The sequence below is a fragment of the Stenotrophomonas sp. 610A2 genome (assembly GCF_030549615.1).
Lineage (GTDB): Bacteria > Pseudomonadota > Gammaproteobacteria > Xanthomonadales > Xanthomonadaceae > Stenotrophomonas > Stenotrophomonas pigmentata.
On record NZ_CP130832.1, the window covers coordinates 4,622,501 to 4,634,575 of the forward strand.

The 12,075-nt window shown below is 63.9% G+C and carries 9 protein-coding genes; 5 read left to right on the plus strand and 4 right to left on the minus strand.

Features of this window, described 5'->3' with window-relative positions; genetic code table 11:
* The first annotated feature begins 31 nt into the window (after positions 1-31).
* Complete coding sequence (locus Q5Z11_RS20460; RefSeq protein WP_303748088.1) at positions 32-1,222, plus strand: benzoate/H(+) symporter BenE family transporter; 1,191 nt, start codon at positions 32-34, stop codon at positions 1,220-1,222.
* Positions 1,223-1,282: 60 nt separating this feature from the next.
* On the opposite strand, the gene Q5Z11_RS20465 is transcribed toward Q5Z11_RS20460, so the two are convergent.
* The 3 genes from Q5Z11_RS20465 to Q5Z11_RS20475 all read right to left on the minus strand — a co-directional run bounded on the left by Q5Z11_RS20465 (position 1,283) and on the right by Q5Z11_RS20475 (position 5,066).
* Positions 1,283-2,014, minus strand: a complete 732-nt coding sequence (locus tag Q5Z11_RS20465; RefSeq protein WP_303748089.1) for a GYF domain-containing protein — start codon at positions 2,012-2,014, stop codon at positions 1,283-1,285.
* 88 nt (positions 2,015-2,102) lie between these two features.
* Positions 2,103-4,262, minus strand: a complete 2,160-nt coding sequence (locus tag Q5Z11_RS20470) for a lytic murein transglycosylase (RefSeq protein WP_303748090.1) — start codon at positions 4,260-4,262, stop codon at positions 2,103-2,105.
* 405 nt (positions 4,263-4,667) lie between these two features.
* Positions 4,668-5,066 (minus strand): YchJ family metal-binding protein, encoded by a 399-nt coding sequence (locus Q5Z11_RS20475; protein WP_303748091.1) that lies wholly within the window; start codon positions 5,064-5,066, stop codon positions 4,668-4,670.
* An 88-nt stretch (positions 5,067-5,154) separates the two neighbouring features.
* Here Q5Z11_RS20475 and Q5Z11_RS20480 point away from each other — a divergent pair, with 88 nt between their 5' ends.
* The 4 genes from Q5Z11_RS20480 (at position 5,155) to Q5Z11_RS20495 (ending at position 11,502) form a co-directional block, all read left to right on the plus strand.
* Positions 5,155-5,934, plus strand: coding sequence for a sulfite exporter TauE/SafE family protein (locus Q5Z11_RS20480; RefSeq protein WP_303748092.1), 780 nt, complete (start codon positions 5,155-5,157; stop codon positions 5,932-5,934).
* 95 nt (positions 5,935-6,029) lie between these two features.
* Positions 6,030-7,661, plus strand: coding sequence for an EAL domain-containing protein (locus Q5Z11_RS20485; protein ID WP_303748093.1), 1,632 nt, complete (start codon positions 6,030-6,032; stop codon positions 7,659-7,661).
* A 76-nt stretch (positions 7,662-7,737) separates the two neighbouring features.
* The gene (locus Q5Z11_RS20490; protein ID WP_303748094.1) at positions 7,738-8,481 is read left to right on the plus strand and encodes an SDR family NAD(P)-dependent oxidoreductase; all 744 of its coding nucleotides are present in this window, start codon (positions 7,738-7,740) and stop codon (positions 8,479-8,481) included.
* A 144-nt stretch (positions 8,482-8,625) separates the two neighbouring features.
* Complete coding sequence (locus Q5Z11_RS20495; RefSeq protein ID WP_303748095.1) at positions 8,626-11,502, plus strand: TonB-dependent receptor; 2,877 nt, start codon at positions 8,626-8,628, stop codon at positions 11,500-11,502.
* Between the two features lie 192 nt (positions 11,503-11,694).
* Here the strand turns inward: Q5Z11_RS20495 and Q5Z11_RS20500 are convergent, their stop codons facing one another.
* On the minus strand, positions 11,695-12,072 hold the full coding sequence (locus Q5Z11_RS20500) for an MAPEG family protein (protein WP_303748096.1): 378 nt from the start codon (positions 12,070-12,072) through the stop codon (positions 11,695-11,697).
* Positions 12,073-12,075: the final 3 nt, after the last annotated feature.

Below are 12,075 nucleotides of genomic sequence, written 5' to 3' on the forward strand. Positions count from 1 at the left end.
ATGCGGGTTGATCTGTTGCACCTCTATATAGATGACCAATCCGGCTCCGCGTTCGTTCTTTCGTGATCTCTCGTTGCCTGCCGTGGTTGCCGGCTTCATTACGGTGCTGGTGGGCTTTGCCAGCTCGGCGGTGATCGTGTTCCAGGCAGCGCAGGCGGTTGGTGCCGGACAGGCCGAGATCGCGTCGTGGATGTGGGCACTGGGCATCGGCATGGGCGTCACCTGTATTGGTCTGTCGCTGCGCTACCGGGTGCCGGTGGTGACGGCCTGGTCCACGCCCGGTGCGGCGATGCTGGTGGTCGGGGCAACCACGCTGCCGCTGTCCGATGCGATCGGTGCATTTGTGCTGGCCGCGTTGATGGGCGCGTTGGCCGGTTTCTCGGGGGTGTTCGAGAAGGCGATGCGAAGGATCCCGGTGTCGCTGGCCTCAGGCATGTTGGCCGGTGTGCTGCTGCGCTTTGGCCTGGATGTCTTTGTATCGGTGAACACCCAGCCGCTCTTGGTGCTGCTGATGTTTGCCACCTACTTGATCGGGCGGCGCTGGTTGCCGCGCTATGCGGTGATCGCGACCTTGCTGGTGGGCGTGGCGATCGTCAGCGGCAAGGGGCTGATGCACATGGAACAGGTGCAGCTGCAGATGGCGCTGCCGGTGTTCACCATGCCGACGCTGTCCTGGGCGGCGCTGTTCGGCATCGCCCTGCCTTTGTTCATCGTCACCATGGCCTCGCAGAACGTGCCGGGCGTGGCGGTGTTGAAGGCCTCCGGCTATGACGCACCGATATCGCCGGTGATCGGTTGGATCGGGGTGGTCAATACCGCCTTGGCACCATTCGGTGGCTATGCCTTGAACCTGGCGGCGATCACCGCGGCGATCTGCATGGGCCGGGATGTGCATGAGGATCCGGCGCGGCGTTATACGGCGGCAGTGAGCGCAGGCGTGTTCTACATCGTGATCGGCTTGTTCGGGGCGACGGTGGCGGCGGTGTTTGCGGCATTCCCGAAGGAGCTGATCGCGACGCTGGCCGGCATCGCCCTGCTTGGAACCATCGGCAACAGCCTGGCGGTGGCCTTGAAGGAAGAGGCTGAGCGCGAGCCCGCGCTGGTGACCTTCCTGGTGACGGCGTCTGGGCTGTCGATGGCGGGTATTGGTTCTGCGTTCTGGGGCTTGGTCGCTGGTGTGATCACGCTACTGGTGCTGCGCCGGCCTGCGCCACTGCGCTGACTTCTGTACATGCAGTCAGTGCGCATCGGCTCGATATCAGCCGGTGCGCACTGACGTTTTTCACATGATAGTGAATGCGATTGTCACGTTGATCACGATCATCACAAAAATACCCGTGAACACGGCGGCGATGCTGGTTCCGCCACGCAGGCGCAGCTGCGCCCGCAGCGCATGGGCACCCCCGGTGTTTGCAGCGGTCACCTGCTGAATCTGCTTCTGCGCATGCTTCAGGTAGAAGGCGTTGCCCAGGCCACCCGCGGCAACCGCAATACCAACGCTGACACCCCATGCCGCAAGATCCGGGATACCCATCAAGCGCAGCGCGGTTGAAAGCAGCAGGGACCCAACTCCCCACATCACCGCGAGCAGGTACATCTTGCGGTACAGCATCCACATCAAACCGAAGCAGAAGGCAGGCCAATGCCAGGTGTCCTTGGCATGGGGATGTTTTGCATCCAGGTGCCACTTCCGGCGGTACTTATCAAAGTTGCTGCCGACAAAATCGGCGTAAGGCTTCAAGGTATCGTCCATCAACGCGAGCGACGGCTCACCGACAACGGCAGCTGGAGCCGCGTACGGATTACTGCCGTCGTGCTTGCCTTCTGCCGGCTCCGGCCAGGCCAGTTCCAGCGCGAAGTCCTGCACTGGCTGCCATTGCTCCATGCCCGCACGCCATACCAGCGCAGATGGCGCCAGCCCACCCTCGGCAAACAGCAGCTTCATCTGTGCGGTGGCGAGCGGACCCTGCCGCTCGTGCTGGGCGTCGGTGTAATACCACTGGGTATTCGGCATTGCTTCTTCCTTGATGGAACGACTACTGCCTTCATGGCAGCGGGATTGACGCTAGTTCGCGCGCGTAAGCCTCACAAGCGGATTGCACTCAAAGTGGTTTGACCTCGAATACTTGCTTGAGTGTGTGGCGTCCGCCGGGCGCCAGCTCGATCACGTCCGGGCCGGCATTGGCGGCTTCCACGCAGACGTAGTTGCGCCACGCTGCACCGATGTCGTCCATCTTTGCAGCACCGGCTTCGCCGGCATTCCAGACCACGGCGGTGCGGCTGCCGCTGGTGCTGATGTCGATGGCCCGCTTGAAGCCCGGGTCGCGCAGTACGTAATGGCCACCGGCCTGGGTGTAGAGGCGATCGCTGCGGCCGGGGTCACGCGGGTCGCGCAGGTTCCAATCACCCTTCTGCACGTGGGCGTTGCCGTTGTCGAGCTTGTCCAGGTAGGTGAGCCCATCCAGTCCGGTGACATCCACCTTCAAGGCATCGCTGACATTGAAGTAGTTGTGCAGGGCCTGGGTGAAGCTGGTCGCCTGGCTGCCGGTGTTCTCGGTGATCAACTCCTGCTCCAGGGTGCGGCCGATGCGCACCACCATCTGCAGGCGCAGCCCGAGGTTGTCCATCGGCGACGGTGCAAGGGTCAAGACCACGCTGCCATCGGCTTCGCGACGGGCGTCGCGCAGCTCCCAGGCGACAGTGCGCACGAAACCATGCGCAGGCACGTCATTGCCCTGCCCTTGCCGCGAGAAGTACGGCCAGCACACCGGCGCACCGCCACGGATGGGCGTGGGCGGTTGCTTGGCACTGGGCGAAAGCCACATCACGTCCTGGCCACCATTGGGCACGAAGGACAGCAACTGCCCGCCGAACACGCTGATGGCCGCGGTGGAGAACGGGGTTTCCACCTTCCAGGCGGTGAAGCCCTTGAAGTCGCCTGTGCTCAGGCCCTGCGCATCCTTCATTGAAACGTTGCTCCGTACGATCGGTGATTGGACAAGTTGCTGGTAATTGGGCGGCAGCTGGAACGCCGTCGGCTGCGCCGGCTTGGCACTGCGCAGTGCCTGCAGGATGCGGGTGCCGGCACGGCCGTCTGCGTTCTTCCAGCCGAGGCGCTGCTGTTCGACCTGGATGGCGCGGCGGGTGGCGGTGCCGACCATGCCGTCAGCGCTGCCGATATCGTGCCCGCGCGCGAGCAGCAGGGTCTGCAGTTCGCGACGCTCATCGCGGCCGATGCCGGGGTCATCGGTGGGCCAGGCCGCACTCAGACCGCTGCCGCCGCGCAGGCGGTCGGCCAAGGTGGCGATCGCCAATGCGTAGCTCTCTGCTGCGTTATAGGAATAAATCGCGTCGTAATTGCGGAATACCAGCAAGGCCGGGCCCTTGGCGCCGGCCGGCAACAGCAAAGCGGCATTGCTGTCGTCAGTGATCGCCGATACCTGCAGCGGCTTGCCGTCGGCCAAGGTGATACCCAGCGCGCGCCAGTCCGCCAGCGGCTTGCGCTTGGTGCGACCGGCGAGTGCGGCGTTGAAGTTGGCCGGGATGCGTACTTCCACGCCCCACGGCTGGCCGGTACGCCAGCCCGACTGCTTCAGGTAATTGGCGGTGGAGGCCAGCGCATCGGGAATGCTGGCGACCAGGTCACGGCGGCCATCGCCGTCGCCATCCACCGCGATGCGGGCGTAGGTGGATGGCATGAACTGGGTGTGGCCGAAGGCGCCGGCCCAGGAGCCGGTCAGGCCAGTCGGGTTCAGATCGCCTTTGTCGATCAGCTTGAGCAGAGCCAGCAGTTCACCTTTGAAGAAGGGCTGGCGGCGGCCGTTGCAGGACAGGGTGGCCAGCGACTGCAGCAACGGGCGCTTGCCGAACACGCGGCCGTAATCGCTCTCCACGCCCCAGACCGCGACGATGGTGGCTGGATCGACACCATACTGGGCGCTGACCTGATCCAGCAGCACGCGGTGCTGGCTGAGCAGCGCGCGGCCATCGGCGATGCGGCGGCTGTCGACCAGCGAGGCCAGATAATCCCAGATCGGGGTGGTGAACTCGGGCTGTGCATCGAGCAGTGGCAGCACGCTCAGGTCGGGGGTGATGCTGCTGAAAACCTGATCAAACTTTTCGCCGTTGATGCCCTGGGCGACGGCGGCGGTCTTGAGTGAGGCACCGCAGCTGCCGAAGTCGGTGATCGCAGCGTTGGCTGAGAAGGCCAGCGTGAGCGCGGCCAGCGTGGTGCCTGCACGCAGCAGGTTGATCGGGTTCATCCATACGCTCCTTGCACTGGAGCTTGATGATAAGCGGTGTGGGTGTGTGGTTGCGGCTGGTTCTGCTTGGTTGTGGGAACGGCGTGAGCTGCGAAGCTGGGGATGTTTGAGGGGCGAAAGCCGAAAATCCAAAAGCTGAAGGTCAAAAGCCAAAAGCACCCCTCCCCAACCCTCCCCTGCGCTGCGCGCAAGGGACGGGGCGGAAGCGTAGTGCCGAGCCGTGCTCGGCAGAGGCTTCACCGGTAAGGCCCCAGCCGAGCATGGCTCGGCTCTACCAAATGGCTTCACCGGTAAGGCCCCAGCCGAGCGTGGCTCGGCTCTACCAAATGGCTTGGCCGGTAACGCCCCTGCCGAGCATGGCTCGGCACTACCTGTGGGTTCCTGCGCTGCGCGCAAGGGAGGGAGTTAGGTGCCGGCGGCGTCCAGGTAATACCAGCGGCCGTCGATGCGCTGGAAGCGGCTGTGCTCGACCATCTTTACCGCGCTGCCACCGCCTACGCGGTAGCGGGCGGTGAATTCGACTTCGGCCGTGTCTTCGCCGGTGATCACGTGCCGCTGCACGCTCAGGCCCAGCCATTGCGTGCGTTGGCCCGGGGCATCGTCCAGCGACAGCGTGGCCGGGCGAGTGTCCGGGTGCCAGCTGGCGAGCAGGTAATCAACGTCCTTGATTACATAGGCGCTGTAGCGCGATCGCATCAGCGACTCGGCATCCGGCGCGGCTTCGCCGGCGTGGTAGCGACCACAGCAGGCGGCGTAGGTCTGGTCCCGGCCGCAGGGACAGGAAGATGTGGGAGATATCTGCATGCGCGCATTTTCATCCACGTCCGCCGCAGTTCCAAGCGATCTGCGGCCGCACTGAGCGTATGCTGTCGCGCCCTGCGCCGGAGTTGCCATGCTGGAGTTGATTCCACCCGAACTGCCTTGGTTGCTGGTCATCGCCTTCATCGCAGGGTTGGTGGACGCAGCGGTTGGCGGTGGTGGCTTGATCCAGTTGCCAGGCTTGTTCACTGCGTTGCCGCAGCAGACACCAGCGGCCTTGCTCGGCACCAACAAGTTCAGCTCGGTATTCGGCACCGGCGCCTCGGCGCTGCGCTATGCGCGCGCAGTGCGTTTCCCATGGCGGCCGGTGTTGCTGGCGGCTGCAGCCGCTTTCGCGTTCTCCTTCCTCGGTGCCACCGCGGTGACGCTGCTGTCGAAGGAAGCGGTACGGCCTTTGGTGCTGACCCTGCTGATCGTGATGCTGGGCTATACGCTGGCCAAGAAGGATTTCGGCGCACTGCACCGGCCACGCGAGGTTGGCCGCCGCGAATTGCTGATCGCGCTGGCGATGGGCGGGGTGATCGGTTTCTACGATGGCTTCTTCGGACCGGGCACCGGCAGCTTCCTGATCTTCCTGTTCGTGCGCTTCTTCGGGCTGGACTTCCTGCGTGCCTCGGCCGCTTCCAAGGTGGTCAACCTGGCAACCAATATCGCGGCATTGTCGTTCTTCGTGCCCAGCGGCAATGTGCTGCTGGCACTGGCCATCCCCATGGCGGCAGCCAACGTGCTGGGGGCGGTGACCGGCACCCGGCTTGCCCTGCGCGGCGGCACCCCATTGATTCGCAAGCTTTTTGTGGTGCTGGTAGTGGTGCTTATCGCACGCATGGCCTGGGATACCTTCAGCGCGGCGTGAAGCAGGCTTGCACATAGCTAAATTTCGATCACTGGAAATTCTTGACGTACGTCACATAGTGGTGCAGTAAGAAGCCAACCGGGGATGGCGCATCCATGACCAAACGTTATCGAATCGCTGCGTTGCTGCTGCTTGCCGCAGCGATACTTGCCTGTGTGCCAGTGCTGTATTCACTGCACCAGGCACGCAAACAGGCCATCCGCGAGAAGTATGTGTTGCTCGATGACGTCTCCACGAGCATCCGCCGCGAGGTCGCTGGCACCATCGGTGTGATCGAGCGCCTGAGCGCGGAGATGCGCAGCAGCGGTGATGCCCCCTGCAGCCCGGCCGGGCTGCTGCGGATGCAGCGCTTCGGCATCAGCTCGCACATCGTCAAGAGCACCCTGTACCTGCAGGACGGCAAGGTTGTCTGCTCCTCCGGCGGCGCACTGATGCAACAGATCGCGCTGCCTCCGAACCCGTTGCGTGCAGCGGACGGTGTGCTGGTCTACACCCAGGTGCAGGTTCCGGGTCTGCCCGGGCACGAGTACGTGATACTGGAGAAGGACGGCTACGCCCTGCTGGTCTATCCGGACGGGCTGATCTCCCCGTTCGCCCGCCCCGACCTGTCACTTGGCCTGTTCAACAGCATGGACGGCCGCTACGCCGCGCGTCAGGGCACCCTGCTGCCGGGCTGGACAACGACAACGGCGGACAAGAACCACGACGGCCACTTCACCGATGCCGAGGCGGGCTACCTGGTGGTACGCCGGGTACTGCGCCCCGGCGGCACCGGCGTGATCGTGGCCACGCCGCTGGCCACGATTGATACGCGCATGGCCCAGTTCGCCCATTGGTTCATTCCGATCGGCATCGTCGCCGGGCTGGCGGTGCTGGGCATGGCGCTGGTGATGATCCGCCGGCAATGGTCGACCCGTGCCGAGCTGTTGCGTGCCATCAACAAGGGCCACTTCTTCCTGGTGTACCAGCCGGTGTTCTGCCTGCAGGACGACACCTGCATCGGCGCGGAGGCGCTGCTGCGCTGGGAGCACGAGGACGGCACCGTGGTTCCACCGGACCGCTTCATTCCCTTTGCCGAGGATGCCGGGCTGATCCAGCTGGTCACCCGCCGGGTGCTGGAACTGGTGGTGCAGGACCTGAGCGGCTTCTTCCGCCAGTACCCTCGCTTCCGCCTCGGCGTGAACCTGTCGCCGCGCGACCTGCAATCGATGGACACCCCGCAGCTGCTGGCGGAGATGCAGCAGGCCATCGGCCCCGGCAATGGCCAGTTCGTGGTGGAAGCCACCGAACGCGGCCTGCTGGAGGAAACCAGCGCGCAGGATGTGGTGGCGGCGATCCACGCGCTGGGCATCGAGATCGCCATCGATGACTTCGGCACCGGCTATTCCAGCCTCGCCTATCTGACCACCTATCCGTTCGACATCCTCAAGGTGGACAAGAGCTTCACCTCCACCGCCTGCACTGAAGCGGTCACCAGCCAGGTCGCCACCCACATCATCGAGCTGGCATCCAGCCTGAACATGCAGACGCTGGTAGAGGGCATCGAGAGCCAGGAACAGGCCGATTTCTTCCGCAGCAGGGGCGTGCTGTACGGACAGGGCTATTTCTTCGCCCGCCCGATGCGTGCCGAAGACCTGGCCGCGTTCGTGCCCTTGCATACGCATCCCGGCCAGCATGCGGCGCGGCCGCCGGCCGAAAAACACGAATCCGCAACCACTCCGGATTGATCCCACGCAATGCGCCTGCAAGGCAAACGCGGGACGCTGCCCACATGCGGAATGACCGCAGCTGTGGAAATGTCACATGCAACACGATTTTGCCGGCCGCATCGCGCTGGTTACCGGTGCCGCCTCCGGCATAGGTGAGGCGGTAGTTCGACAGCTGGCCGCACGCGGTGCAAGCGTATTGGCCGCCGATATCGACGGTGATGCCGCCACCGCGGTCGCGCTGTCATTGGGCGAACGGGTACAGGCGCTGCAGGTGGATGTCAGCGACCCGGATGCAGTGCGGCTGATGGTCAACGCCTGCAACGAACGCTTCGGCGGCCTGCATCTGGCGGTCAACAACGCCGGCATCAGCGGCGCCAGCCTGCAGACCGCCGATTACCCGCTGGAAGAATGGCACCGCGTGCTCGGGGTCAACCTGCACGGCGTGTTCTATTCGATGAAGTACGAGATCCCGGCCATCCTCGCCAGCGGCGGCGGTGCGGTGGTCAACATGGCCTCGATCCTGGGCAGCAATGGCTGGGCCGGCGCGGCTGCTTACGTGGCCGCCAAGCACGCGTTGATCGGCATGACCAAGAGCGCAGCGCTGGAGTACTCCGCGCGCGGGCTGCGGATCAATGCCGTGGGCCCTGGTTTCATCGATACACCGCTGCTGCAGGACATGGATGACCGCGCCTACGCCGGACTGGTGGCGCTGCACCCGGCCGGTCGGCTGGGCAAGGCAGAGGAAGTCGCGGCGTTGACCTGCTTCCTGCTGTCGGACAAAGCCTCGTTCATCACCGGGAGCTACCACTTGGTCGACGGCGGCTATTCATCACGGTGAACTGACGTAACAACGGTTTCATTACGCGGATTCAGGTTCGCGTTGAGACGCCTCTGCTTGTTTGCGCCTAACGAATTGCTTACAAATCGGCTACGCCCGTCATGGTGGCGGGCACGTAGTCCGGCAATCACCAGGAGCATTCCGATGACGTTGTTACCGCTACGCCCGCGCCGCCTGAGCTGCGCTGTCCGCTTGTCATTGTTGTGTTTGCTGCCCGGCGCGGCCTTCGCGCAACAGGCGCCAGACAGTACCCCCAAGACCCTGGACAGCATTCAGGTCACGGGTACCCGCATCAAGAAAGCCGAGCTGGAAACTCAGGTTCCGGTGCAGGTACTCAGCCGCGAAGCCATCGAGCGCACCGGTTACAGTTCGGTCGCCGACGTGGTCCAGCACCTCACTGCCAGCGGCGCATCGCTGAGCACCAAGCTCAACTCCAGCGGCAACTTCGGCTTCCCGCCCGATGGCGGCGGTGTCGGCGCCGGTGCGGCAACGGTGGACCTGCGTCATCTCGGGCCCAAGCGCGTACTGGTGCTGGTGGATGGCATCCGCTGGGTCAATGAATCCTCCGGCTCGGGCGTGGGCTCGTCGGTGGACTTGAACACCATTCCACTGGCAATCGTCGATCGCATCGAAGTGCTGGAAGACGGCGCCTCCTCGATCTACGGTTCCGATGCCATTGCCGGCGTGGTCAACATCATCACCAAGAAAGGCGCCGAAGGCGGCCACGTCGAGGTGCAGTACGGCGACTACAACCTCAAGGGCGGCGACACCAGCAGCATCGACCTGAGCTTCGGCGGCAGCAGTGAGCGCGCGCAGTGGATTGTTGGTGCGTCGTGGTTCAAGCAGAAGGAGATCTCCTCCAGGGAGTACGAATGGGCGACGGTGCCGGTGCCCGGTACCGGCCTCGCCAACGGCAGCTCGGCCACGCCGCAGGGACGCCTGGTATTCGCCGACCCCAGCGGCAATACCTACAACATCACGTCCAACACCGGAGTTACCAACCCGGTATTCGATCCCAGCCAGACCGGCTGTACCCGCACCGATGACTATCACTGCTTCAGCACAGCGGACCGCTACAACTTCGCGCCCAACAACCTGTTGCTGACCCCGAACGAACGCAAGTCGGTATTCGGCCAGGTACGCTTCGAGTTCACCCCGAACGTCAGCGGTTGGTTCCGCGGCTTGTACAGCGAGCGCGAGTCCGCCAACCAGGCCGCGCCGGAACCGTTCTTCCTCGGCACCGATGCCGGCGTCTACAACGAATGGGCCGAAACCAAACTGGTCATCTCGGCCAACAATCCGTACAACCCCTTCGGCTTCGACCTGACCACGATGGGGGCCAATCCCAACCTGTTCCTGCTCGGCCGACGACCGGTGGAAGGTGGCCCGCGCCGCTACGAGCAGGACGTAAAAACCTGGTACGCGGCCGGTGGTCTGGACGGCATCTTCGAGGTCAACCAGCGCAGCTGGAACTGGGACATCAACGTGATGTCCAGCGAGAGCAAGGCCACCCAGACCAATACCGGCAGCTACAACGTCAAGCACATCAACCAGGCCTTGGGCGATCCAGCGGCCTGTGCGGCGATTGCCGGCTGCGTACCGCTGAACCTGTTCGGCGGACCGGGCACCATCACTCCCGAGATGCTGGCGTGGATCTCGCCGATCGTGCGCGACCGCAGCAAGAACACGCTGTCGCTGGGTTCGGCCAACATCACCGGTGAACTGTTCGACATCTGGGCCGGCCCGCTGTCCTTCGCCGCCGGCGCGGAATGGCGTCGCTACAAGGGCGAATACCACCCCGACCCGATCACCATCGCCGGCGAATACAACGGCGTGCCATCCGGCGTGACCATCGGCAGCTATTCGGTGAAGGAAGGCTACGTAGAGTTCGATGTACCACTGGCGCGCGAAGGCTTCTGGGGCAAGAGCCTGGACCTGAGCATCGCCGGCCGCTATTCGGACTACTCCACCTTCGGCGGCACCGGCACCGGCAAGATCGGCCTGCGCTGGCAGCCGGCCGATGAGCTGCTGCTGCGCATGTCGTTCGCACAGGGCTTCCGTGCGCCGTCCATCGGTGAGCTGTACGGCACGCTGAGCCGCTTCGACGCCACCATCGTCGACCCCTGCAACAACGCCGCTTCGACGACCCCGAAGTGCGTCGCCGATGGTGTACCGCCGGGCTATGAGCAGGCCAACCCGCAGATCTCGGTGGTGACTGCGGGCAACCGCGACCTGGAGCCGGAAGAGAGCCGCTCGTTCATGGCCGGCGCAGTATGGAGCCCGAGCTGGGCAGAGGACAGCAGCTGGGCCAGCAAGCTGGATCTGGGGGTGACCTTCTATCGCCACACCATCGACAAGGCGATCCAGGCACCGGATGCGCAGTCGATCATGGACCGTTGCATCGACACCCGCGATGCCTTCGCCTGCGCCAGCTATACCCGCAACGACCGCGGCCAGATCGTCCGCTTCGAGGACATCCTCGCCAACCTCGGCACCATCAACACCAGCGGCTGGGACTTCACCGCGCATTGGTTGCTGCCGGAAACCGGCTGGGGCCAGCTTGGCTTTGACTGGAAGGCGACCTGGGTAACCCGCTACGAACTGATCAACGAATCCGGCCAAGCCGAACCGAAGGGACCTGGCATCGAGGTCAGCGACAGCGCGATTCCGGAATGGAGCTCGACCTTCGCCACCAACTGGGATTACCAGAACTGGAACGTGAACTGGACGATGCGCTATATCGATCGTCTGCGCGAAAGCTGTGCTGGTGCCAATGGCTTTGCGATCTGTACCGACAGCGTTGCCGATCAACACTGGCTGGGTTCCACCACCTACCACGACGCGCAGATCAGCTGGCGTACCGATGCGTGGATGAAGGGCGTCAAGCTCAGCGTCGGTGTCAACAACGTGTTCGACAAGAACCCGCCGATCTGCCTGAGCTGCACGCTCAATGGCTATGACCCGGGAACCTACGACCTGCCCGGCCGCTACACCTACGCCAGGCTCAGCATGGATTTCTGAGTTGGAAAACGACCAAGGGAGCCGCGAGGCTCCCTTGGTTTCAGCATTGTTGTTGTGGGAGCGGTGTAAACCGCGAAGCTGGCGATGCCAGAGGCCGTGCAAGCAATGCAATTGCAGATCTAGCTGCAACTGCTAGGCCATGAGCTTCGCGGTTTACACCGCTCCCACAAAAGCGGGAAAAAGCCGGATTACTCAGCGCAGGAACGCGCCAGCGAGCGCCATCAGCAGCAGTACCAGCACCGGCAGCATCGACAGGCCGAAGCCCAGGCCGCGGCTGGACGGATTGCCGACATAGGCGCGCCAGTAGATGAAGCGGCCGACCAGGTACACCGCACCAATGCCTGCCACCCATTCGGCTGGCCAGAAGCGTGCGGCGATCAGCATGGACGGCAACAGCGCGACCATCAGCTCCAGGGTATTCATCTGTACGCGGTAAACGCGCTCGAAACCTTCGTGACCAGTGACCGCGGGGGCCTTGACGCCGTAGCGACCACGCGCGCGGCCGGCCAACACAATGAAGAACAGGTATTGCAGCACCACCAGGGCGGTGATGATTTCCACGTAATGCATGCT